The 23788-nt window shown below is 72.5% G+C and carries 23 protein-coding genes and 1 pseudogene; 15 read left to right on the top strand and 9 right to left on the bottom strand.

The genetic code is table 11. The features are described 5' to 3' along the window. Nucleotides 1–176 precede the first annotated feature (176 nt). The 4 genes and pseudogenes from LZ495_RS40320 to LZ495_RS40310 all read left to right on the top strand — a co-directional run bounded on the left by LZ495_RS40320 (nt 177) and on the right by LZ495_RS40310 (nt 8344). Entirely contained in the window at nt 177–3350 is a 3174-nt protein-coding gene (locus LZ495_RS40320; RefSeq protein WP_235058208.1) for a HAMP domain-containing protein, read from the top strand. 43 nt (nt 3351–3393) lie between these two features. Next, nucleotides 3394–3783 (top strand): annotated as a pseudogene (locus LZ495_RS45415) (ANTAR domain-containing protein); the annotation flags it as partial. Nucleotides 3784–4530: 747 nt separating this feature from the next. After that, nucleotides 4531–6618 (top strand): SpoIIE family protein phosphatase, encoded by a 2088-nt coding sequence (locus tag LZ495_RS40315; RefSeq protein ID WP_235058207.1) that lies wholly within the window; start codon nt 4531–4533, stop codon nt 6616–6618. 64 nt (nt 6619–6682) lie between these two features. Next, nucleotides 6683–8344: a CYTH and CHAD domain-containing protein gene (locus tag LZ495_RS40310; RefSeq protein WP_235058206.1), complete on the top strand. Its 1662-nt coding sequence runs from the start codon at nt 6683–6685 to the stop codon at nt 8342–8344. 22 nt (nt 8345–8366) lie between these two features. Here LZ495_RS40310 and LZ495_RS40305 read toward each other — a convergent pair whose 3' ends face one another. Together LZ495_RS40305 and LZ495_RS40300 are read right to left on the bottom strand one after the other, a co-directional pair. After that, nucleotides 8367–9026 (bottom strand): response regulator transcription factor, encoded by a 660-nt coding sequence (locus LZ495_RS40305; RefSeq protein WP_235058205.1) that lies wholly within the window; start codon nt 9024–9026, stop codon nt 8367–8369. Continuing rightward, entirely contained in the window at nt 9023–10177 is a 1155-nt protein-coding gene (locus tag LZ495_RS40300) for a sensor histidine kinase (RefSeq protein WP_235058204.1), read from the bottom strand. The genes LZ495_RS40305 and LZ495_RS40300 overlap by 4 nt, the downstream gene beginning before the upstream one ends. 122 nt (nt 10178–10299) lie before the next feature. Between LZ495_RS40300 and LZ495_RS40295 the strand changes: the two genes are divergently transcribed. After that, nucleotides 10300–11916: an alpha/beta fold hydrolase gene (locus LZ495_RS40295; RefSeq protein WP_235058203.1), complete on the top strand. Its 1617-nt coding sequence runs from the start codon at nt 10300–10302 to the stop codon at nt 11914–11916. Between the two features lie 27 nt (nt 11917–11943). Here LZ495_RS40295 and LZ495_RS40290 read toward each other — a convergent pair whose 3' ends face one another. Then, entirely contained in the window at nt 11944–12957 is a 1014-nt protein-coding gene (locus LZ495_RS40290; protein ID WP_235058202.1) for an SDR family oxidoreductase, read from the bottom strand. Between the two features lie 125 nt (nt 12958–13082). Between LZ495_RS40290 and LZ495_RS40285 the strand changes: the two genes are divergently transcribed. The 7 genes from LZ495_RS40285 (at nt 13083) to LZ495_RS40260 (ending at nt 18172) form a co-directional block, all read left to right on the top strand. Beyond that, nucleotides 13083–14087, top strand: coding sequence for an SDR family NAD(P)-dependent oxidoreductase (locus tag LZ495_RS40285; RefSeq protein WP_235058201.1), 1005 nt, complete (start codon nt 13083–13085; stop codon nt 14085–14087). A 46-nt stretch (nt 14088–14133) separates the two neighbouring features. Continuing rightward, a complete protein-coding gene (locus tag LZ495_RS40280; RefSeq protein ID WP_235058200.1) occupies nt 14134–15315 on the top strand; it encodes a zinc-dependent alcohol dehydrogenase in 1182 nt (393 codons plus the stop codon). A gap of 195 nt (nt 15316–15510) precedes the next feature. After that, entirely contained in the window at nt 15511–15930 is a 420-nt protein-coding gene (locus tag LZ495_RS40275; protein WP_235058199.1) for a hypothetical protein, read from the top strand. Nucleotides 15931–16015: 85 nt separating this feature from the next. Further along, a complete protein-coding gene (locus LZ495_RS40270) occupies nt 16016–16711 on the top strand; it encodes a DUF6766 family protein (protein WP_235058198.1) in 696 nt (231 codons plus the stop codon). A 103-nt stretch (nt 16712–16814) separates the two neighbouring features. Further along, complete coding sequence (locus LZ495_RS44485) at nt 16815–16943, top strand: LPFR motif small protein (RefSeq protein ID WP_268823979.1); 129 nt, start codon at nt 16815–16817, stop codon at nt 16941–16943. Nucleotides 16944–16986: 43 nt separating this feature from the next. Then, the gene (locus LZ495_RS40265) at nt 16987–17859 is read left to right on the top strand and encodes an SDR family oxidoreductase (RefSeq protein WP_235058197.1); all 873 of its coding nucleotides are present in this window, start codon (nt 16987–16989) and stop codon (nt 17857–17859) included. A gap of 46 nt (nt 17860–17905) precedes the next feature. Next, nucleotides 17906–18172, top strand: coding sequence for a DUF4235 domain-containing protein (locus LZ495_RS40260; protein WP_235058196.1), 267 nt, complete (start codon nt 17906–17908; stop codon nt 18170–18172). Between the two features lie 163 nt (nt 18173–18335). On the opposite strand, the gene LZ495_RS40255 is transcribed toward LZ495_RS40260, so the two are convergent. The 5 genes from LZ495_RS40255 to LZ495_RS40235 form a co-directional block, all read right to left on the bottom strand. Then, entirely contained in the window at nt 18336–18797 is a 462-nt protein-coding gene (locus LZ495_RS40255) for a DUF3618 domain-containing protein (protein WP_235058195.1), read from the bottom strand. Beyond that, the gene (locus LZ495_RS40250; RefSeq protein ID WP_235058194.1) at nt 18794–19246 is read right to left on the bottom strand and encodes a phage holin family protein; all 453 of its coding nucleotides are present in this window, start codon (nt 19244–19246) and stop codon (nt 18794–18796) included. The genes LZ495_RS40255 and LZ495_RS40250 overlap by 4 nt, the downstream gene beginning before the upstream one ends. 53 nt (nt 19247–19299) lie before the next feature. Next, nucleotides 19300–19905 carry a flavodoxin family protein gene (locus LZ495_RS40245; RefSeq protein WP_235058193.1) on the bottom strand — a complete coding sequence of 202 codons (606 nt, stop codon included), beginning with the start codon at nt 19903–19905 and terminating at the stop codon, nt 19300–19302. 39 nt (nt 19906–19944) lie between these two features. Continuing rightward, nucleotides 19945–20481: a cysteine hydrolase family protein gene (locus LZ495_RS40240; RefSeq protein WP_308268843.1), complete on the bottom strand. Its 537-nt coding sequence runs from the start codon at nt 20479–20481 to the stop codon at nt 19945–19947. Nucleotides 20482–20608: 127 nt separating this feature from the next. After that, nucleotides 20609–21004, bottom strand: coding sequence for a CBS domain-containing protein (locus LZ495_RS40235; RefSeq protein WP_372498713.1), 396 nt, complete (start codon nt 21002–21004; stop codon nt 20609–20611). 311 nt (nt 21005–21315) lie between these two features. Here LZ495_RS40235 and LZ495_RS40230 point away from each other — a divergent pair, with 311 nt between their 5' ends. The 3 genes from LZ495_RS40230 to LZ495_RS40220 all read left to right on the top strand — a co-directional run bounded on the left by LZ495_RS40230 (nt 21316) and on the right by LZ495_RS40220 (nt 23446). Beyond that, nucleotides 21316–21786 (top strand): hypothetical protein, encoded by a 471-nt coding sequence (locus LZ495_RS40230; protein WP_235058191.1) that lies wholly within the window; start codon nt 21316–21318, stop codon nt 21784–21786. 86 nt (nt 21787–21872) lie between these two features. Beyond that, entirely contained in the window at nt 21873–22256 is a 384-nt protein-coding gene (locus LZ495_RS40225) for a MarR family transcriptional regulator (RefSeq protein WP_235058190.1), read from the top strand. Between the two features lie 281 nt (nt 22257–22537). Further along, entirely contained in the window at nt 22538–23446 is a 909-nt protein-coding gene (locus LZ495_RS40220) for a SigB/SigF/SigG family RNA polymerase sigma factor (RefSeq protein WP_235058189.1), read from the top strand. Nucleotides 23447–23484: 38 nt separating this feature from the next. On the opposite strand, the gene LZ495_RS40215 is transcribed toward LZ495_RS40220, so the two are convergent. After that, on the bottom strand, nt 23485–23788 hold a 304-nt coding region (locus LZ495_RS40215; RefSeq protein WP_235058188.1), incomplete at its 5' end, for a hypothetical protein.

Below are 23788 nucleotides of genomic sequence, written 5' to 3'. Positions count from 1 at the left end.
GACACCCGCCGAGCCGCGGCATCCCGGGTTCTCCGCGCGACCGGACCGGCCGGTATACGCCCGCAGAGGCCCGGGAGCAGCCCCGGGCGGTTGCGCCGGACCAGGCGCAGAGGGACGCTCGGGAGCGGGGGTGCGGCTGGACCATGCCAGCGTCCCCTGCCGTCGAGGAGGACCCCATGCCCGACACCGCACCCGAAGGGCGGCCCGAACCCGGGAGTGCCGCCGCCGAGGGCGCAGCACAGGGCACATCGCACGCTCCGGGCGCGGGGACGCCGGCAGATACGGGGACAGCGGCCGCGGGAGCACCGGCGGCCGCGGCGCCCGCCGAGCCCGACCTGCGCCGCCTGCTCGCCGGCCTCACCGCGGTCCGCGACGGTGACTTCGGCACCCGCCTGCCGGCCGACGCGGAAGGCCTGCTCGGCGAGATCGGCACGGTCTTCAACGGCATGGTCGACCAGCTGTCGCTGTTCACCTCCGAGGTCACCCGCGTGGCCCGCGAGGTCGGCAGCGAAGGGCGCCTGGGCGGCCAGGCGTACCTGCCCGGCGTGGCCGGCGTGTGGCGCGAGCTGACCGAGTCGGTCAACTTCATGGCCGGCAACCTCACCGGCCAGGTGCGGTCCATCGCCCAGGTCGCGACCGCGGTCGCGCAGGGCGACCTCTCGCAGAAGATCCGGGTCGAGGCGCGCGGCGAGATCCTGGAGCTCAAGGAGACCATCAACGCCATGGTCGACCGGCTTTCCTCGTTCGCGGACGAGGTGACCCGGGTGGCGCGCGAGGTCGGCACCGAGGGCATGCTCGGCGGCCAGGCCCGCGTCCCCAACGTGGCCGGCACGTGGAAAGACCTCACGGACAACGTCAACTCCATGGCGAACAACCTCACCGGCCAGGTCCGCAACATCGCCCTCGTCACCACCGCCGTCGCCAACGGCGACCTGTCGAAGAAGATCGACGTCGACGCCCGCGGCGAGATCCTCGAACTCAAGACCACCATCAACACGATGGTCGACCAGCTGTCCTCGTTCGCCGCCGAGGTCACCCGCGTCGCCCGCGAGGTCGGCCGGGAAGGGCGCCTCGGCGGCCAGGCCGAGGTGGAGGGCGTCGAAGGCACCTGGAAGCGGCTCACCGAGAACGTCAACGAACTGGCCGGGAATCTGACCCGCCAGGTCCGCGCGATCGCGGAAGTCACCAGCGCGGTCGCCGAGGGCGACCTGACGCGTTCGATCACGGTGGACGCGTCCGGCGAGGTCGCGGACCTCAAGGACAACATCAACACCATGGTCGGGTCGCTCCGCGAGACCACCCGGGCCAACCAGGAGCAGGACTGGCTCAAGTCGAACCTCGCCCGCATCTCCGGCCTCATGCAGGGCCACCGCGACCTGCCCGTCGTCGCGGCCCTGGTGATGGACGAACTGGCGCCGCTGGTCTCGGCCCAGTACGGCACCTTCTACCTCGTGGAGGAGTCCCCGGACGGCGCCGAGCTCGTGCTGATCGGCTCGTACGGCTATCCGCTCGACGGCGGACGCCCCGACCGCATCCCGCTCAGCCGTACTCTCGTCGGCCAGGCCGCGCGGAGCCGCAGCACGATCACCGTGGACGACCTGCCGCCCGACTACGTCACGGTGTCCTCAGGGCTGGGGCAGGCGGCGCCGGCCAGCCTGATCGTGCTGCCGATCACCGTGGAGGACCGCGTCCTCGGCGTCATCGAACTGGCCTCGCTCACCGCATTCCGCGGTATCCACCGGACCTTCCTCGGCCAGGTCATGGAGATCGTCGGGGCCGGCGTCAACACCATCGTCGCGAGTGCGCGCACCGGCGAACTGCTGGGCGAATCGCAGCGCCTGGCCACGGAGTTGCAGGCCCAGCAGGAGGAACTGCGGCGCTCCAACAGCGAACTCGCCGAGAAGGCCGCGCTGCTGGCCACCCAGAACCGCGACATCGAAGCGAAGAACCAGGAGATCGAGGAAGCCCGGCAGGAGCTGGAGGACCGCGCCCGGCAGCTCACCCTCGCCTCGACGTACAAATCGGAGTTCCTGGCCAACATGAGCCACGAACTCCGCACCCCGCTCAACAGCCTGCTGATCCTCGCGCAACTGCTCGCCCAGAACCCGAACCGGAACCTGAGCGCCAAGCAGGTCGAGTACGCGAGCATCATCCACTCGGCGGGATCCGACCTGCTCCAGCTCATCAACGACATCCTCGACCTGTCGAAGGTCGAGGCGGGCAAGATGGACGTCCACCCCGAACCCGTCGCCCTGCAGGGCCTTTTGGACTACGTGCAGGCGACGTTCCAGCCGATGACCGCGGTGAAGGGCCTGGGCTTCTCGGTCGAGACCGCGCCTGGCACGCCGGACGAACTGGTCACCGACGAGGCACGGCTGCGGCAGGTGCTGCGCAATCTGCTGTCCAACGCGGTCAAGTTCACCGAGCGGGGCCGCGTCGAACTGCGCATCGAACCGGCGGATCCGGGCCAGGTGCCGGCAGCGGCCGCGGCGTACGGGCGTTCGGTGGCCTTCCGGGTACACGACACCGGCGTGGGCATCGCGCAGCACCAACTCGCCAACATTTTCGGCGCGTTCCAGCAGGCCGACGGCACCACCAGCCGCAAGTTCGGCGGCACCGGGCTGGGGCTTTCCATCTCCCGGCAGATCGTCGACCTGCTCGGCGGTGCCATCACCGTCGACAGCACGCCGGGCGCGGGCAGCACGTTCACCCTGTACCTGCCGGTCGAGCGGCGGGATCTGGGGGACGGGCCGGCCGGCCCCGGTCCCGGGGCAGGCGCCGCGGCGACGACCGCGCTCCCGGAAGCCGTCGCGCCGGACGGGGGACTGGGCGAGGGGCTGGGCGGGGGACTGGGTGGGGGACTGGGCGGAGCCGCGGACGGAGCGCCGCTCGGAGCGCCTGACGGGGTGCCGCACGGAGCCGCGGACGCGGCCCCGGGTGTCGAGCCCGGGCCGGTGTCCGGTGCCGACGAGCGCCTCCGCGGACGTACCGTCCTGGTCGCCGACGACGACGCCCGCAACCTCTACGCGCTCAGCGGCATCCTGGAACTGCACGGGATCACCGTCATCCCGGCCGGCGACGGCCGCCGGGCCCTCGAGGCGCTCGACGAGCACCCGGAGATCGACCTGGTCGTGATGGACGTGATGATGCCCGAACTCGACGGATACGCCGCCACCGAGGAGATCCGGCGCGACCCGCGCCACGCCCACCTGCCGATCATCGCGGTGACCGCGAAGGCCATGCCGGGCGACCGCGAGAAGAGCCTGGCGGCGGGCGCGAGCGACCACGTCACCAAGCCGGTCGACACCGAGGAACTGATCGCATGTGTGCGGCGCTGGTTCCCGGAGTAGCCCCGGCCGCCCGCTTGCGCCGGGCACGGGCCGGGAGGACCGGATGAGGGGCACCGGCGACGGACCCGCGCGCGAGGAGGCCGCCGCCGCGCGTGAGGAGGGCTCTGCGGTGGGTGCGGAAAGCGGCGCCGGGCCCGACGCTCCGGTTCGGAGCTCGCCTCCCCAGGGCGGGGGCTCCGGCGGGTCGGACACCGCTGCTGACACCACCCCGGAGGCGACCGACCCGGGTGCCGCCTCCGCGGCCCGCCTGGCCTCCGCGGTCGTCCGGCTGCGCGGCGAACTTGCCGCCGCTCGCGCGCTGGACGCCGACCGAGCACTCCTCGACACCGCCCGCGGCGTCCTGGTCGGGCAGGGCCGCTGCTCCGCCGCCGAGGCTGCGCGGCTCCTCGCGGATCTCGCCGACCGAGCAGGGGTCGATGTCGTCGGCTTGGCCGCCGACATCGTCGCGGGTGCTGCGGAGGGCGCCGTGCCGACGGGTGGCGAAGGCTCTGGCGTCGCGACTCCGCCGTCCGCAGACTTTGACGCAGCGATGCCACCTGCCGCAGCGTCAGGCCATGGTGATCCGGTCGGCACCCCTGCAGCACCGGTTCCCGCCGTGGAGGAGAGCAGCCGTCCGGCACAGGGCGGCGACGGCGTTGGCGCGGACGTCGCGCACACCCTCGGCACGGGGGCGCCCCGCAAGGCGACCGCAGCTCCCGGCACTTCGGCACGCACTCCTGCGGAGGCCGTCCCTGCCGCGGGGGAGGATAGCCGTCCGGCAACGGGCGGCGACGGCGCTGGCACCGACGTCACGGAAACTCTCGGCACGGGGGTGTCCCGCAAGGCGACCGCGGCCCCCGGCACTTCGGCCGGCGATCCCGTGCAGGCCGTCCCTGCTGCGGGGGAGAGCGGCCCGCCCGCACTGGGTGAAGACGAGCTTGGCGCGGACGTCCGGCAAAACCTCGGTACGGGGGCTGCCCGCAAGGCGACCGCAGCGCCTGGAAATTCGTCGGCAGGCGCCACAGCGGCACCGTTTCGGGCAGCGGAGGAGGGCGGGCTGCCGGCATCCGGCGGCGACCCCCAGCCGGGCGGCGATGTCACTGCTGCGGCTCTCCCGCAAACCCCCGGTGCGGGCGCGTCCCATGCCACCGCCGCCGCCGGGACCTCCGCGGCGCCGGTTCCCGGGGCGGGGGAGAGCGGCGTGCTGGCGTCTCGAAGCGACCCGCAGACGGCCGTCGACGCCATTGCCGCGGACGTCCTGCCCACCCTCGGTGCCGCGGCCGTTGCCTTGTGGAGCCTCGCCGCCGACGGCTCGCTCCGGCTCCGCGGCCACGCCGGGTTCACCGAAAGTGCCGCAGCCGGCTGGCGGTACGTGCCGCCGGGCGTCGCCACCCCGGCCGGCCGGGCCGTGGCCGGACGTGCGACCGTGTGGCTGCCCCGGCTGGCCGGCGGCGCAGGATGGGCCGAAACGGGCGCACCCGCCGGACCGTACGCGACTCCGTACGCCGCCCTGGCCTCCATCGGCGCAGCCGAGGTCGCCGGCGCCCGGGTGGCCGTGCCCGCGGTCGCCGGAGGCCGGGTACGCGGCGTCCTGGAGATCGCCTGGGCGCATCCCGTCGCGCCCGGTCCGGAGTCCGTGCACCGCCGCCTGGAGTCGCTGGCGGCGCTGTGCGCCCGGACGCTCACCGACCCACCGGGCGCCGACGACCCGATCAGCGCCGCGCACACGCCAGGCAACGCGGCGCGCACGCCGCGCAGCGCCGAGGGCACCCCGGACGGCACCGCCGAGACCGTTGCCCTCGCCGACAGCCTGCCCGACCCGGCCTGGGTCCTTGTCCCGCTGCACGCCCCGGACGGCCGACTCGCCGACTTCCGGGTCCACCACGCCAACGACCGCTACGCCGCCGCAGGTTCACCGCCCGCGCGCGCCGTGCTCGGCACCCGTCTGAGCGCCCACTACCCCGAATCCGCCGCGGCCGAGGGGCTGTCCGCCCGGATCGAACACGTCTACGCCACCGGCCGCCCGTCCCATGCCGAAGGCCTGCCACTTGCCGCGCTGGTGCCCGGCGCCCCGCCCGGCGCCGCCATGGACCTGTCCGCGACCCGGCACGGCGACTGCGTGCTCGTGCGCTGGCGCGTCCGCGCCCCCGAGAACACCGCCGCCGACCTGCTCCGCGACACGCAACGGCTCGGCCGCATCGGCGCGTTCCACGAGGATGCCGTGACCGGCGCCGTCACCTGGACGGACGGGCTCCACGAACTCCACGGCCTGCCGCCCGGCGCAGGGCCGTTCCGACTTGCCGACCTGCCGGCGCGCGCCCACCCGGACGACGCCGACACCCTTGCCCGGTTCCTGCGTACCGTGCTGGCCCAGCACCGCCCGGCCGCCACGGTGTTCCGGCTCGCGGCGGACCCGGAGACCGTCCGCCACGTGCGCGTCGTGGCCGAGCCCGTGGCCGGCGAGGACGGCCGTCCGATCGGCGTCCGCGGCATCCAGCAGGACGTCTCCGCGCAGTACTGGACCGAGGTCGCGCTGGACGCCACCCGCGACCGCCTCGCCGTCTCCGAACGCGAGACCGTCGAGAGCAACCGCCTCGCCCGGCAGCTCCAGCGCGCCATCATGCCGCCCGACCAGGAACCCCTCGACTCCGCCGACCTCGATGTGGCAGCCCGCTACCGCCCGGCGGAATCCGACACGGCCGTCGGCGGCGACTGGTACGACGCGGTGATCATGCCGACGTCCCGGATCCTGCTGTGCGTGGGCGACGTGGCCGGGCACGGGATCGACGCCGCGACCTGCATGCTCATCCTCCGCCACGCGCTGCGCGGCCTCGCGGTCACCGGCGAGCCGCCCGGGCGGCTGCTCGGCTGGCTGAACACCGCGGCCCACCACCTCGCCGAGCACACCACCGCGAGCGCGGTGTGCGCGCTGTACGACCCGCAGACGCGCGTCCTGCGCTGGGCCGCCGCCGGACACCCGCCGCCGGTGCTCCTGCGCGACGGCGAGGCGGCCGTGCTGGTCCCGCCCCGCGGCATCCTGCTGGGCGCCCTCGACGACGCGTCCTACGAGGACGCAGAACTGACCCTGCGCCCTGGCGACACGCTGCTCCTGTACACCGACGGCCTGGTCGAACGCCGTGACCGCAGCGTGGTCGAGGCCGTCGCCGAACTGCTCGTGCAGGCCCGCGGCCGCGACGGCAGCGTCGGCGAGCTCCTCGACCACCTGCTCGCGCACAGCCGCGCGGACACCGACGACGACACGTGCGTGGTCGCGGTCCGGGTCCGCTGACGCCCCGCGCCGACTCGGCCCCGCCGCGCCGAATGCCCTGGCCGCATCTGGGCAGCGGCCCGTCATGGGTGGTCCCGGGATCGAGACGGAACGCAAGTTCGAAGGCGGCGCGGCCGGCCCGCGGCTCGACACGCGGGCGCTGCCGGGCGTCGGCCAGGTCGTGCCGGCCGCGGACGAGGAACTCGACGCGGTCTACTACGACACGCACGACCTGCGCCTTCTCGCCCACGGCACGACGCTGCGGCGGCGCCGCGGCGGCCACGACGCCGGCTGGCACCTCAAGCGCCCGCTGGACGGCGACCGGCGCGAGGAGACCGCCTGGCCGGACACCGGGGACGACGTGCTGCCCGAGGCCCTCGCGGTCCGCGTTATTGCCGTCGCGCGCGGTGCGGCCGTCATCCCGGTGCTGCGCCTGCGCACCCGCCGCGAACGCGAGCACCTGCTCGACCGGAAGGGCGCCCGGCTCGCCGAGGTCGCACACGACCACGTCGCCGCCGAGCTCCTGCGCCGCCCGGGGTACATCACCGCGTGGTCCGAACTCGAAGTCGAAGTCGAAGTCGAACCGCCGAAGAACGGCAAGAACAGCAAGAACAGCAAGAACAGCAAGAACGGCAAGAACGGCAAGAACGGGAAGTCGAGCAAGAGCGGCAAGGCGGCCGAGAACAACGAAGCCGCCGAGGCCGCCGCCCTGCTCGACGCCGTCGAGACGCAGCTGTCCGATGCCGGCTGGCACCGCTCCGACGCGCCCTCCAAGGCGGCCCGTGCCTTTGCCGACACCGGAGCCGCCCCGGCAAGCGCCACCCCCTCGCGCGCCGCCCGGCCCGGCAGCATCGGCCACGCCGTGCACGCCCGCATCGCCACGCAGCGCGACGCCCTGCTCGCCGCCGACCCCGGCGTCCGGCTGGACGACCCGGAAGGCGTGCACGACATGCGCGTCGCGGCCCGCCGCCTGCGCAGCCTGCTCCGCTCGTACCGGCGCTGCTTCGACCGCAGGGTCACCGACCCGATCGCCGACGAACTGCGCGACCTGGGCCGCTCCCTGGGCGAGGCGCGCGACCACCAGGTCCTGGCGGCGCGGGTCCTCTCCACGGCCACCGAACTGTGCGAGGCCGACGAGTCCACGTGCTTCGAACTCGCCGACGCCGCTTCGCGCATCGACGCCGCCGAGAGCACCGCGTACCAGCAGAAACGCCTGTCGGCCGTCGAAGACCTGAACCGCAAGCGCTATTTCCGGCTCCTCGACCGCCTCGAACTCCTCGTGTCCTCGCCACCGTTCCGTCCCGGACGTGCCGACCGCAAGGCACCCCGCGAGCTGCGCAAGGTCGTCCGCAAGGAACAGCGCCGCCTCGCCCGCCGCGCCGCGCGCATCGACTCCGCGACCGACCCAGGCGACCGCGACACCGCCTTGCACGCGACCCGCAAAGCCGCCAAACGCGCCCGCTACGCCGCCGAAGTCGCCATCCCGATCAGCGGCCACACGGGAGCGAACGCCGCCCGGTTCGCCAAGCGCACCAAAGCCGTCCAGCGCCTGCTCGGCGAGCACCAGGACTCGGTCGTCGCCCGCGACATGCTCCGCACCCGGGCCGCCGATGCCCACGCCGAGGGCGCCGACACCTTCGCCTACGGTCTCCTCTACGCCGCAGAACAGCGCGCCGCCGAGCGGGCCGAGGAGAAGCTCCCGAAGGTACGGGCCAAGGCCGAACAGCGTCGTCTCGCCCGGATCTGAAGCCGCGTTCTCCGACGAGGGCTCAATCCGCGATGGCGTACCCTGCGCCCGGAATGGTGGCGATCGCCTCGGGCGCCCCGAGCTTGCGGCGCAGGCGGCCGATGGTGACCGGGACGGTCTTCGTGAACGGATCGGCGTTCTCGTCCCACACCTGCTCCAGGAGCTGCTCGGTGCCCAGCGGCACCGGCGCGGCGCGCATGAGGGCCTCCAGCACCGAGAACTCCTTGGGCGAGAGCCGCACCGGGCAGCCGTGCCGGGTCGCCGTGCGCATGACCGGATCGAGTTCGATGTCCGCCCGCTTCAGGATGCGGGGCCGGGCCGTCGGTTTCCGGCGGGCCAGGGCCTGGACGCGCAGGACCAGTTCGGGGAAGTGGAACGGCTTGGCGAGGTAGTCGTCCGCACCGATGCGCAGCCCCGACACGCGTTCGCCGGGCGCGCCCGATGCGGTCAGCATGATCACCATGGCCGGGTCCTCGGCGCCGGTGATCTGCCGGCACAGGACGTCGCCGTGCAGTCCGGGCAGGTCGCGGTCCAGCACGACGACGTCGTAGGCGTGCATGTCCACTTTTTCGGACGCCGATGTCCCGTCGTACGCCACGTCGACGGCCATGCCCTGGTCCCGCAGTCCCTCGGCGATGTCGTCGGCGAGACGCCGGACGTCCTCGACGACCAGGATCCTCACAGTTCCACCTCCACGCGCAGTCCGCCTTGCGGCCGGGCCGAGGCGCGCCAGACACCGCCGTGCGCGGCGGCGATCGCGGCGACGATGGACAGGCCGAGCCCGGTGCCCGGGCGCGACGTACGGTCCGCGCCGAGCCGCTGGAACGGCCGGCCCAGGAGTCCCACCGCCTCGGGGTCGAGCCGTTCCCCGCTGTTCTCCACCACCAGGCGGACGCGCGGGCCGTGCGTCCGCGCGGTGATGCCGAGCCGGCCGTCCGGCTCGTTGTGGCAGACCGCATTGTCGACGAGGTTCTCGACCAGGCCCGCGAGCAGCATGGGATTCCCGCTGACGTACGCGTCGTCGCCGCGGAGCTCGACGGAGAGGCCTTGTGCGGCGATGGCGGTGCCGCGGGCGTCGATCGCCGCCGCGGCCAGCGCGGCCAGCGAGACGCGCTCGATCCCCGCCAAGCCGTCGCTCTGGGCGCGGGCGAGGAGCAGGAGCCCGGCCAGCAGCCGGTCGGCGGTGTCGAGGCCTTCGCGGAGCTTGCCGGCGAGCACAGTGACTTCCCGGGGAACCGGCGCGGGCTTGCCTTCGGCGACGTCCACCGAGGTCCGCATCATGGCCAGCGGCGTGCGCAGCTCATGCGAGGCGTTGGCCACGAAGCCCCGCTGCGCATCGAACGCGGCCTGCAGGCGCGCGAGCAACTGGTCGATGGTGTCGCCGAGTTCCGAAAGCTCGTCGCGGGGACCGGGGAGGGCAAGGCGCTCGTGGAGATTCCGCGCCGAGATCAGCCGGGTCTTCGACGTCATGGTCCGCAGCGGGCGCAGCACGCGGTCGGCCACGATCCAGCCGATCGCAGTCGAGATCACCGCCATCACCGCCAGGCCGGCCGCCGCCTCGACGAAGAACACCCGGAGCGTCTCCCCGGTCGGGGTGACGGTCGCGTTCACCGGGAGGAGTTCGACGGCGTCCACGACGGCGGACCGGGTGCCGGGCGGCATCGGCGGCTGCGGCGGATCGACCGGTTTCATCGTGACCAGAAGCGGCTGACGGAAGAACAGGAACGCCATGAGCGCCATGAGAACCGTCCCCGAAGCCAGGGACAGGGCCGCGTAGACCAAGGTCAGACGCGTCCGGATCGACCATCTCCGCCAGTGTTCCGAGACCCGCATCCGCACAGTATGCGGGGGCCGGGGTTAACAGCCGGACAACAGTGTCCGTAGCCGTGCTGTTGCCGGTCGGCCCGTAGAACTCGGAGGACCGAGCAGTGGATTCCTCGCGAGAGAAGAGTGTGATGTTGCGCCGCAGACGTCCGACCGCCCTGGCCGCCGCCATCGGCCTGGGTTTCACCCTCGCGGGCTCCGGCATCGCCGCTGCCCGCACCGCGACGCCCGGCCCCGGGAGTTCCCCCGCCGCCGCGGCCGTCGCATGGCAGGCCTGCCCGCAGTACTCCGACGAGACCCTCGGCTTCCTGGGCATCCGACCCGACGACCAGGCCCGGTTCCGCGAGCTCTGGGCGCGCACGGAATGCGGGACCGTCAGTGTGCCGCTGGACCACCGGCAGCCGGGCGGCGAGCGGATCTCCGTCGCGCTGACCCGGCTCAAGGCCAAGGACCGGGCGAACCGGCTCGGCGTGCTCGCGATGAACCCCGGAGGCCCGGGCGCCGGCGGCTACCTGATGCCGATCACGACCATCGTCGACAACCAGGCCGCCGCCCGGCTCAACGACAAGTACGACCTGATCGGCTTCGATCCGCGCGGCGTCGGCTACAGCACCTCGCACAGCTGTCCGGGCGACCCCGGCGGCGGAGCCGGGGAAGCGGGCACCGGCCCGCTCACCCGAGCGGAATTCGCCGCGCGGTACGCAGGCACCGCCGCGGACAACGCCGCCTGCTCCGCCTCGAACGCGCGCTTCCTGGCCCGGCTGACCACGGCCGACGCTGCTCGCGACCTCGACCTGGTCCGCAAAGCGCTGCGCGAACCGGTGATGAACTTCGTCGGCGTCTCCTGGGGGACCCAGCTCGGCGCGGTGTACCGCAGCATGTTCCCCGCCAGGACCGGTCGGATGTGGCTGGACAGCGTGGTCTCCCCGCGTGCCCACGACCTTGCGTACCGCTTCGGTTTCACCGCCGGGATCGTGGAACGGAACTTCGGCCTTTTCGCGCAATGGCTCGCCGACCGGAACAGCACCTACGGCCTCGGCGGCACGGCACAGGAGGTCGCAGCCGAGGTCCTGGCGATGCGGCGCCGCGCGGACGCGGACCCCTGGCGGTTCACCGATATCGCGACCCCGCTCGACGGCCTCCTGGTCGCGTTCCTCGCCTCGGCCGTCGACCTGGAGTACGAACAGGCCGCGCAGGTCCTGCACGACCTGCGGACCGCGGTCGACGGCGGCCCGGCCCCCGCATCGGTCAAGCAGGTCGCGGGCGGCCTCGGCGAAGGCCCGCCGCCACCTCCCGAAGGCGCACCCGAACCGTTCAACGCCACCGCGCAATTGGCGTACCTGTGCAACGAGGACACCAGCACGCGCGCACTCGAGCCGCTCTGGGACGAGTACCGCGACCACCTCCGCGACCACCCCGTCACCGGGGCCTGGACGGTACAGCGCCCCATGTGCGCCGGCTGGACCCTGCCTCCCCAGCGCTTCGAACTCGGACGCGGCGGGTCGCCGGTCCTGTCCGGGCACGTGAACGAGTATCTGACGCCGTATCCGTGGACCGGGCAGATGCGCGAACGCATCGGCGGAACCGTCTTCACGGTCAAGGACTTCGCCCACGGATCCGTGCTCTACGCCCCGGACTGCACAAGCCACTTGGTCGCGTACTTCGAAACCGGCGAACCGGGCGGCCTGTCCTGCGAAGGACTCAAGCCCCGCTCCGGGAAGACGGGTGCGCTCGCCTTCGGGCGGTGACGGGCCCGCACCGGTGAACGGAGGCGGTCAGCGACGCCGCCGCCACAGCACGGTGGCGGCGGCCAGCACCATTACTGCCGCCATCGTGCCGTGGTGGCGGGACGCCCAGGCCTGGACGCTGTGCGCCTGGGCGTGGTCGTCGAAGCGGCCGTGCGCTCCGTGGTCGCGGTACTCGTCCACGGGCCGCCACAGATTGCCGAGTGCGCTGCCATCGGCAGCCCGCGGCTCATCGGTCTGCTGCGCGGCGTAGCCGGTGCGGGCCAAGTACCGGTCCAAAATCCCGGGCGCCACCGCGTTGGCGATCAACGTCGCCGCGGTGCTGGCCCCGACCCAGTACTCCCGGCGCCCGGGGTGGTCCGCCGCGTGGACGATCGCCCGCGCGGCCACCTCCGGCTGGTGGATCGGCGGCACCGGCCGGGCGCCGCGCGGCAGCCTGGATCGGACCCAGTCGAACTGCGGGGTGTTGACGGCCGGCAGGTGCACCATGGTGGTCCGTACATTCGTGCCCGAGTGCAGCAACTCGCAGCGCAGCGCCTCGTGCCAGCCCTGCAGCGCGTGTTTCGCGCCGCTGTACGCGGTCTGCAGCGGGATGCCCCGGTAGGCGATTGCCGAGCCTACGTGGACCAGGGTGCCGTGGTCGGCCGGGACCATGCGGCGCAAGGCCGCCTGCGCCCCGTACACGTAGCCGAGGTAGGTCACTTCCGTCACGCGCTTGAACTCCACGGCCGTGACCTGCGTGAACGGCGCGAACACCCCGACGAACGCGTTGTTGACCCATACGTCGATCCGTCCGAAGGTGGCCACGGCCGCCACGGCCACTGCCTCCATTGCGGCCGGATCCGCGACATCGGCCTGTACGGCGATCGCGTCCGCACCCGCGGACATGGCCTCGGCCAGCGCCGCATCCAGACCGGCTCGCCCGCGGGCCACCAGCACCAGGCGGTCGCCGCGCGCCGCGAAACGGCGCACCACGGCTCGCCCGACGCCACCGGTCGCCCCGGTGACCACGACAGTCTGCGGGTGGTGGCGCGTGGTCGTCATAACGAGCGGCTGTCCGCTGCCAGGAGCGGCAAACACCTGTCCGGTCCCCGGCCGCCCGGGTTTGCGGGCTGCGGGAGCGGACAGCGGCCGGGCACGGGACGGCATGTCCCGGAAGGGAGGCCACGATGGCCACCACGCCTGTGCACATACCGGCTGCCCTCCGCCGCACCCCCGTATGGTTCCGCGGCCGGACGGCCCTGGTCACGGGCGGTTCCCGCGGCCTCGGGCTGCTGATCGCCCGCGAACTCGCCGCAGCCGGCGCCCGGGTGGCGATCTGCGCCCGCGACAAGGCCGAACTCGGCCGGGCGGCCGATCAGATCGAGAACGCGACCGGCCACCGGCCCGCGGTCTTCGTCTGCGACCTGGGCGAACCCGACCGCGTCGACGAACTCGTCGCCGACCTGGGCGAGCACTTCGGCGACCTCGATGCCCTGGTCAACAACGCCGGGATCATCTCGGTCGCGCCTTTGGAAGCACTGACGCCCGAGCAGTTCCAGTCCGCGATGGACGTGATGTTCCTGGGCCCGATGCGGCTCACCCTCGCCCTGCTGCCCGGACTGCGGGCCCGGGACCAGGCCCGGATCGCCAACGTGACCTCGCTCGGCGGCCGCATCGCCGCCCCGCACCTCCTGCCTTACGCATGCGCCAAGTTCGCCGCCGTCGGATTCTCCGAGGGCTTGCGCGCCGAGACCGCCGGGACCGGCATCGCCGTCACCACCGTGGTCCCCGGCCTCATGCGCACCGGCTCGCACCGCGCCGCCCGCTTCGGCGGCCGCGCCGAACGCGAGTACGCCTGGTTCGCCGCCGCCGCGTCGATGCCGCTGCTCTCCATGGACGCCGAACGCGCCGCCCGGGCCATCGTCCGGGCCGCCGCCCGCGGCCGCGCGGAACTCGTCCTCACACCCGCCGCGAAAGCCGCCGTCCTGGCCCATGGCGTCGCCCCCGCGACGACCGGACGCTTCATGGCCTTGGCCGCCCGGGCCCTGCCCGACGCACCGCCCGAGGCGCCCGCGGGTGAAGACCTCCCGGGCATCGTCGCCCGGGCCGGCGGGACCGCCGCCTGGGTGCGCAAGGCAACTGTCCTCGGCGAACGCGCCGCCCGCCGGTTCAATGAGCCCCGGGCCACCTGACCGCAGAAACGCCGGCCGAGATTCCGACAGCACTGAAGGAGCAGCCATGAAAGCCGTGACCTGGCAAGGTCGCAAGGACGTCCGGGTGGAGAGCGTGCCCGACCCGGTGATCCGGGAGCAGACCGACGTGATCGTCCGCGTGACCTCCACCGGCATCTGCGGATCGGACCTGCATCTGTACGAGGTGCTCGGGCCCTTCCTCACCGCGGGCGACATCCTCGGCCACGAGGCGATGGGCGTCGTCGAGGAGGTCGGCGCGGAGGTGAGGACCCTGAAGGCGGGCGACCGCGTCGTCGTCCCCTTCAACGTCTCGTGCGGCACCTGCTTCATGTGCGGCCAAGGCCTGCACTCCCAGTGCGAGACCACCCAGAACCGCGAACAGGGCACCGGAGGCTCGCTGTTCGGCTATACCCGGCTGTACGGATCGGTCCCCGGCGGCCAGGCCGAGCTGCTCCGCGTACCGTTCGGCGACCACCTCCCCATCAAGGTGCCGGACGGCCCGCCGGACGACCGCTTCGTCTACCTGTCCGACGTGCTGCCCACCGCGTGGCAGGCCGTCGCGTACGCCGACGTCCCCAAAGGCGGCACCCTCGCGGTCCTCGGACTCGGGCCCATCGGCGACATGGCCGTACGCATCGCCGCGCACCGCGGAGACATCCGCGTCATCGCGGTGGACCGCGTCCAGGAGCGCCTTCGGCGCGCGGAGGCACGCGGCGCGCAGGCGCTGGACCTGCGCGATCATGACGACATCGCGGCGGCCGTACGCGAGGCGACCTCCGGGCGCGGCCCGGACGCGGTCGTCGACGCGGTCGGCATGGAGGCCCACGGGGCACCGGTCGCCAAGGCCGCGCAGCAGGTGACCGGCTTCCTGCCCGACCGGCTTGCCGAGAAGCTCATGCGCAAGGCGGGCGTCGACCGGCTGAGTGCGCTGTACGCGGGCATCGACATGGTGCGCCGCGGCGGGACGCTCTCGGTGGTCGGTGTCTACGGCGGCATGGCCGACCCGCTGCCGATGCTCACCCTCTTCGACAAGCAGATCCAGCTCCGCATGGGGCAGGCCAACGTCCGCCGCTGGGTCGACGACATGCTGCCCCTGCTCACCGACGACGACCCGCTGGGCACCGAGGAGTTCGCCACTCACCGGGTGCCGCTCGGGCAGGCGCCGGAGGCGTACGAGATGTTCCGCGACAAGCGCGACGGCTGCGTCAAGGTGCTGCTGCAGCCGTGACCGTCCGAGGACTGGCCGAGAAATGCGGCGGCATCGACAACGTCCGCAGCATCGTCGAAGGCTGACGGCCCGGCACGGCTCACTACTGCAAGCGGGTACTTCCGTCCGACGCGCCCGTCCCGCGCGGGCCGGTCCGCAGGTCGGTATGCCTACGCTGACCGCTCTATGGAACGCCCCAGCGGCAGGAGCGCGCACGTGCCGAAGCCGACCCTGTGCGTGCGGACCGCGGTCCTGACCGCGGCCCTGCTGGCGGTCGCCGGCTGCGCCTCCCTGTCCGAACGGCAGGGCGACGCCGCTGCCGCCGCGGTCGGCTTCCGCCGAGCCCTCCACGACGGGGACACCGCTGCGGCGTGCGAAGGGTTGGCGCCCGCCACGCGCGAGGAAGTCGCGCAGGCCGGCAAAGCCGAGTGTGCGCAGGCACTCGGCGAGCAGGAACTACCCGCCGCAGGCGGCTCCGCCAGTCGGACGAATGTGCAGGGAAACCAGGCCCGGGTCGTCTTCGCCGACGACACCGTCTTCCTCGCCCGGTTCCCCGGCGGCTGGCGTGTGGTCGCGGCCGGCTGCCAGGAGCAGCCGCACGAACGGCCGTACCGGTGCGACATCAAGGGCCGGTGACAGACGTGCGTACGCTGTTCGTCCTCTGCCTGCTGCTCATCGCGTCAGGCCTGGCCTACTTCACCGCGCTCGGGCTGATGCAGCGATGACCGCCGCGCGCCGGACGGGCGGATTCCTGCGCGACAATGCCCTCGGGCTGGCCTTCCTCGCGGCATTCCTTGTCACCCTCGTCGGCCAGGCGCTGGCCGGGTGCGCGGAGTTCAACGACCAGCTCGCGGTCGGCGGCTTCGCCGAGATCTCGGTCGCGGAGTACGTGACCTCCTCCGACTTCGCGGTCGACGTCACCGAGAACTGGCAGTCCGAGTACCTGCAGTTCTTCCTCTACATCACCGCGACGATCTGGCTGCTGCAGCGCGGTTCCCCCGAGTCGAAGAAGCTCGGCACGGCAGGCCGGGGGACCGACGAGGAACAGCGGATGGGACCGCACGCGACGCCGGAATCGCCCGCGTGGGCCGGAGCCCGCGGGTGGCGGCAGAGCCTCTACTCCCGCTCCCTCGGCCTGGTGATGGGCACGATCTTCGTCCTGTGCTGGCTGGCCCAGTCGGTCACCGGCACCGCCGCGTTCAACGAGCAGCGGCTCCGCGACCTCCAGGCGCCGGTCGGCTGGGCCCAGTACGTCGCCTCGGCCGACTTCTGGAACCGCACACTGCAGAACTGGCAGTCCGAGCTCCTGGCGATCGCCTCGATGGTGATCCTGTCGATCTACCTGCGCCAGCGCGGCTCCCCGGAGTCGAAGCCGGTCGGCGCCCCGCACTCCGCCACCGGCGTCGAAGCGGGCTGACCCGGCCCGGGCACTGGCCGGACCGCCGTTTCCGTCCGGGGAACAGGGGCAGCCGCTGAGATGACCGTGGATTCGGCATCAGCGCCGGCTCAGGGAGGCCCTCATGTTCAAGGCGATAGGCGACGTCCTGCGCAAGATCGGCAGTGCCATCGCAACGGTTGTGACCCTGCCGTTCCGGGCCCTTGCCCGGTTGTTCGGCGGGGCATCGGAATCGGCGCGAGGCCGGCACTGACCCGCGCGTGCCCGCGGCACCCGCACCACGATGGAGAGGCGCCATGACCCCCACGACCGGACACACCGACATACCCGCCCAGGAGCAGCCGTACCCCGGCGTGACGGAGGCTATGGAGCCCCGTCCCAGGGATGCCATGGCCGACTACACCGGCAGCGGCCTGCTGGCGGGCCGCCGCGCGCTGATCACCGGCGGCGACTCCGGGATCGGGCGCGCGGTCGCGGTGGCCTTCGCCAAGGAAGGCGCGGACGTCGCGATCGGCTATCTCTCCGAAGCCGAGGACGAGGACGCCGCGCACACCGCCCGCCTGGTCGAGGCCGAAGGACGCCGCTGCATCGTGCACCGCGCCGACCTGTCGTCCGAGGAGCCCTGCCGCACACTGGTGGCCGCCGCGGCCGAAGGGCTGAGCGGGCTCGACCTGCTGGTCAACAACTGCGCGTACCAGGAGCCGGTCGAGGACTTCGCCGACCTGGACTCCGAGACGTGGGAGCACACCTTCCGGGTCAACGTGCACAGCTACTTCTGGACCACCAAGGCCGCCCTGCCGCACCTGCGGAAAGGCTCGGCGATCATCAACACGTCCTCGATCAACGGGCTCCGCGGCAACGCGACGCTCATCGACTACTCGGCGAGCAAGGGCGCGGTGCTGGCCCTGACGTACGCCCTGTCCCAGGCGCTGCGCGAACGCGGCATCCGGGTCAACTGCGTGGCCCCGGGGCCGGTGTGGACACCGCTGATCCCGGCCACCTTCCCGGCCGAGCGCGTCGCGTCCTTCGGCGAGCAGGCGCCTATGGGGCGCGCCGCCGAACCCGACGAGATCGCCCCGTCCTACGTGTTCTTCGCCGCGGAGCGGCTGTCCAGCTACTACACCGGCGAAGTCCTCACCCCCATCGGCGGCGAGACCCTCCCCGGGTGACCGGCGGTCAGCCCGGAACTTCGGAAGCTGTCGGAAGGAGCAAGCGATGAACACCGCGAAGATCGCGTACCGGCCCGTCGGCCTGCTCGTCGGCGCGCTGGCCGGCATGGCCGCGGGCGCCCTGTTCAAGCAGACCTGGAAGGCCCTCGGCCACGACGACGACGCCCCCGACGCCATGGACGAGAACCGCCAGTGGCAGGAGATCCTCCTGGCCGCCGCGATTCAAGGCGCTATCTTCGCGGTCGTGAAGGCCGCGACCGACCGGGGCGGCGCCACCGCGGTACGCCGGATGTCCGGCACCTGGCCGGGCTGAGCCGCCTGCCCGGTACCCGACGTACTCGGACCGGATGTGAAACAGGAGGCCCGGGCACAGCAACTGCTGCGCCCGGGCCTCCTGTTGTCTTGATGTCACCTTGCCTTGATGTCACCTCTACGCGCGGCCGGAGCCGGCGGATCCGCGGCGGCCGCCGGATCGATCAACGGCCGTTGCGGGCCCGCCACACCACCAGCACGGTGACCAGCGCCACGACCGCCGCCGTCTGGACACGCCGGTCCCGCATCGCGCCCGAGGCCCGGCGCGCCGTGTCGACGACCGGATCAGGGGTGTTCTCGCGCACGGTGCCCGCAAGATCGGACGCGGTGGCGGCGACCTGGTGGCCGGCCCGCGAGGCCGCGTCGGCGACCGAGTCGGGGGTCTTGCCGCGGACCGCGTGGGCGGCCTGCTCCGCGGTGCCCTTGACGGCCGCGGCCGCGTGCGAAGTCGTCTCGCGCACCTGCTGCTTGGCACCCGCGGCAGCGCCCTTGGCGCGCGCCTTCACATCCGCCTTGGCGGCGAGCGCCTCGACAGTGGCGCCGAGCTGTTCGCGGGTTCCCTCGATGCGCTCGCGCAACTCCTCGGGACTGGGGGCGTGTTCGTGGTGGGACTTGTCAGCGCTCATCGGTGTGCCCTTTCCTTGATTTCGGCCACATCGGCCTTCGTACTGTCGATGGCGCGCTCCGGAATCGGCGGCAGCGCCTTGTCGATGTCCCGTTTGCCGGCGAGGGCCAGGGCCGCGGTGGCGGCGAGCAGGACCGCTGTGGTGATCAGGGCGGCCGCCCATACCGGCAGGGCCAGCGCCAGCGCGGCGATCACCGTCGCGACGAGAGCTTGCACGGTGATGAAGCCGAGGGCCGCGGCGCCGCCGACGAGCCCTCCGCCGGCTCCGAGGCGCTTGCCCTTGCGGGCCATCTCGGCCTCGGCGAGCCGCATTTCATCGCGGACCAGCTGCGAGAGCTGCGCGGACGCATCGCTCACCAGCCGGCCGATGGGGGCGTCCGCGGGGACATCGGGCGGCTGCGTCGGCCGCGGGGGAGCGGTCCGGGGGACGTCTCGTGCGGGGTCGGCCATGGGGCGTCTCCTGCCATATGGGGGGTGGCTGGGGCTGACGGGTGCGGGCGCGGTCACTCGGGCGGGGCGCTCAGGGGCATTGCCTCCAGCGCCCGGGCCACGCCCACCAGATTCGCGGCCATCGCACGCCCGGTCTTGTGCGCCCATTCGTGCCCGCGCTGCTCTTCGAGGTAGTCGGGCCCCGGGCCGGGGCCGAGGTGCCAGTACGTCCACGCCTGGCCCGGCGTCGTGAAGCCGATGTCCCCGAGCGCGCCGGTGATCTCGCTGACGACGTGGTGGGCGCCGTCCTCGTTGCCGGTCACCACGACGCCGACGACGCGGTTGTACGCGACCGGCACGCCGTCGTCGTCGGTCTCGCCGAGCATGGCGTCCAACCGCTCCAGCACGCGCTGCGCGACGGACGACGGGCGGCCCAGCCAGGTCGGCGACGCGATCACCAGGATGCGGGAGTCCAGAACCTGTTCGCGTATCGCCGGCCAGGCGTCTCCCGAGCCCATGTCGGCCGAGACGCCCGGTTTGATGTCGAAGTCCACCGCGCGGACGGTCGAGACGTCGACGTCCCGCTCCCGCATCGCGTCGGCGACCACGGCCGCGAGGGCTTCCGTGTTCGAGTCCTCCGGGGGCGGCTTCAGGGTGCAATTGACGATCAAGGCTCGCATGCCGCGCCGCTACCCGGGGGCGCCGACCGCATGCGTACCTCAGACCAGCTCGGCGCGGTCCCCCGGGCAGACCCGCGCGCCGAGGTTGCGCTCCATCATGCGCAGCGCGGCCTGCGCCAGATCCGCATGGATGTGCGCGACCGCGTCCTCGGCGACGGTCACCGCAAGGTGGCGCACGTGCGCGTCGACCGCCGAGTAGAGCACGCATTGCTCGGTGACCTGCCCGCACAGCACCACGTGGCCCACCCCCCGCTGGTCCAGCAGGTAGTCCAGCGGCGTCCGGAAGAAGGCGGAGTGGCGGGTCTTCAGCACGAACAGCGCGTCCTCGTCCGGGGCGACCGGGCGCACCAGGTCGCCGTACGGCCCGTCCACGGCCGTCCGCACCACCTCGGCGCGGTCGGACCGCCACAGCCCGAAGTTGTCGTTGACGTAGATGACATCGATGCCTTCTTCACGCGCCCTGCCGATCAGGGCGCCGACGGCCGGAAGCACGTGCCGCACCGAGGGCACGAGCAGCTCCGCATCGTCGTGCCCATACGTGTTGATCATGTCGATGACGAGGACGGCAGTTTTCACGGACGCGCCTGACTCCGAGCCGAATGCCCCGCCCGATACGGGACATCCGCGCCGGTACCCGGCCGACGGGGAACGCAAGCGCCCCCGCGGCGTCTCTCAGCAGTCGTCCGCCGGGCCCGCGTCGCCGTCATGCATTGGGTTCGGCGGCGCTGATGTCGGCCAGAGCCGACGTCGGATCCTTCTCCCTCGCCAGGTCGCCGAGCGAGACGATGCCGACGAGGCGTTCGCCGTCGACCACCGGAAGGCGCCGCAGGGCATGCGTGCGCATCACGTGGACGGCATGGTCGACGGCGTCGTCGGGGGCGACCGTGACCATGCTGCGGCTGGCGATGCTGCCGACCGCGGTCTGCTCCAGGTCCTGCTGCTTGGCCATGGCACGGACCACCAGGTCGCGGTCGGTGACCACGCCGTACAGCTTTTCACCGTCGGTGACGAGGACATCGCCGATGTCGTCATCGCGCATGCACCTGGCCGCGTCGCCGATGGAGGCCTTGGCGTCCATCGTGACGGGGGTCTCGGTCATGACTTCGCGGATTGTGAGGGTCATCGTGGCCTCTCCAAGGGTCGGGCCCCGCGGCGGCACAAAGGGCAGAACCGGCGCGGCCGGCGGGGGCGGCGGCCGCTCCGGCACCGGGCGGCTGCCCGTGCCCGGGCGTCCTACACATGTCCGGGACGTCCTGTGCGCAGGGCCCGGACGCGCCGCGCACATGGCCCTCCGGATGCGCGGCGGACGCCCGGGCCGCGGTGCTCGGTGCGGCGGTCCTGCTTTTCCTCGGACGACCTGGGTAGCGGCTGGAAAACACCCCGACCCGGTGAAAGCTAGGGAGAAGGAAGATGAGCACACACCCGCCCGCGTCGGCATCCACGCAACTGCGCATGGCGTTCGTCCTGTGCGCTTCGGACACCGGCCCCCGGACCGCAATGGTGGTCGTCGAGGCCGCCGCCACGCGTTACCCGCGACTCCTGGACCAGGCCTACGAGTCGGGCTTCCTGCTATCGGTGGGCGATCCGCCGGACACGAGCGCGGAAGTCCGGGTGCGGGACGGGTGCTTCGAGGCGCTGTGCATGGCCGGCGACCGGTTCGTGTGGCGGCCGGAAACGCCTACGCCGCTCACCGAAGGCTGGCTGACCGCATCCGGCGAGAGCGGCCGGGCGGTGGTGGAGATCGTCCCCCCGGGCACCTGGCCCGAGGATGCGGACGAGGGGACGGAGCAGGAATGCGCCCGGGTGTTCAACGCCCGGCTCGAGGCCGCGGCGCAGGCCGCGACGATCCTGCACGGCGCAGTACCGATCGGAGAAGCATGAGCACCCCGGCGCGCGAGCGCACGACGCGACGAGTCGACACGCCCGGTTCTTGGACGGCGGAAAAGCCGAAAACCTACGATAGGCGGATGGACGAGAACGGCCCCCGCCTGCGCAGTTCCTGGACGTTCCTGACCCAGCATGCGCGCGTGCTGGGTGCGGTCGCTGCCGAGCCGGAGATCCGGGTCCGGGAGATCGCGGCGCGGTGCGAAGTGACCGAGCGGGCCGTGCAGTCGATCCTTCTGGACCTGGAGCAGGCCGGATACATCACCCGCACCCGCAACGGCCGCCGGACGGTCTACTACGTCGTCCCGGGTACGCGGCTGCGGCACCGGGGCGAGGCGGGCAAGCCGGTCGAGGACCTGCTTGCGCTGCTCTACACGAAGGCCGCCGAACCGGGACCGGACGACGAGATGCCCGCCGGCTGGGGCCGGACGCCCGCCCAGCAGGACGATCCCGACCGGCGCGATTGATCCGGTCGAACCGACTGTCCCGGCGGATCCGGGTGATCCGGGGAGTCCGCCGGGACGGTCGGTTCCGGGTCGGGCGGGCAAAACTCGCGAGCCTGAATGGCCGCCACTTTCGTTACTTTTTGTCCCCATTTGGCAGGGGTGCCGAGCTCAATTTCGGCATGCCCGCGGCGCGTTCGCTGAACAAAAATTCCCGAACTTTGTTTCAGGAATTTGGTGTCGGGTATCTGTCTCCGCGACCCGGAGCTGTGGCTCTGTTCGCCCCTGCTGGAAGGAGACGAACCGTGACACCCACCCTCGTCGCACCCCGTCGAGCGATAGCCGAAGCAACCCGCAACGCTGCCGTGCCGTCCCAGCCCGCACCTTCCGATGAACGCATCTGGGAATGGGATCCGGACCGATTGCGCAGCCTGGCGACGCCCGCCGCGCGCGCCGCCACCGCGGAACTGCTGGTCGTCCTCCAGGAAGCCGAGGAGGGCACGGAGCTCTACAGCCGGGTGCGCAGCGCGATCGTGAGCGCCAATTTCCGCCTGGTCCTGTACGAGGCGCGGCGCTACCGCAACCGGGACACCTACGAAGACGTCGTCCAGACCGGCATGGTGGGCCTGATCAAGGCGATCAACGCCTATGACCCGGCGTACGGCGGCGACTTCGCGAGGTTCGCGCTGCCCACCGTCCGCGGCGAGATCAAGCGCTTCTTCCGCGACACCTCCTGGGCCGTGCACGTCCCCCGCAGCCAGCAGGAGAACTACCTCAAGGTCACCCGCGCCGCCGACGAACTCCAGCAGCAGCTCGGACGCGAGGCCACCGAGGACGAGATCGCCGCGCACACCGGCCTGACGAAGGACGAGGTCGACAACGGGCGCGACGCCGACCGCGCGTACACCGTCGGCTCGCTCGACGCCCCGCCCTCCGGCGGCACCGATGCCCGCCCGCTCGCGGACATCATCGGCTACACCGAAGCCGGCCTGGAACTCGTCGACTTGCGCGAGTCCGTCAAGCCGCTGATCGCCGGACTCGACGAGCGCGACCGCACGATACTGCGCCTGCGGTTCTGGGAGGACCTCACCCAGAGCCAGATCGGCGAACGCCTCGGCATCTCCCAGATGCACGTCTCCCGGCTCATCACGCGCATCCTTGCGCAACTGCGCGACGGAGTCGAAGCGCAGCAGCGGGTCGCGAGGGTGGCCTGAGCCTGCCGCGATCGCGCGACGCCCTGCGGCCGGATCGTTCAGGACGCGGTGCCAGAACCGGTGCCTGCGCCGCGCGGCGGTGCGGTGACCAGTTCGACCACGCATGTCGCGAACCGCGCGTACGCCTTGCTGTCGGGGTCCACGGACTCCATCCGGCGCATCAACTGGTCGACGAGATCGTGCACTTCGCCGTCGTCGAACACCCGCCGCGCGGCTCGGGCCAGCGCGCTCGCGCGCTCGGTGCCGCGGATATCCGCAAGGTACGAATCCGAGGTCTTCATGGTGTCCGCCTCCACCCCACCGCTACCCGGATCCGCCCGGATCATGGGCGTCGTGCCGCGG

It is taken from the genome of Yinghuangia soli, assembly GCF_021502675.1.
In the GTDB taxonomy this organism is placed as follows: Bacteria; Actinomycetota; Actinomycetes; order Streptomycetales; family Streptomycetaceae; genus Yinghuangia; species Yinghuangia soli.
Note: the sequence above shows the minus strand (reverse complement) of the source record. Positions and strands in the feature narration are given on the sequence as shown.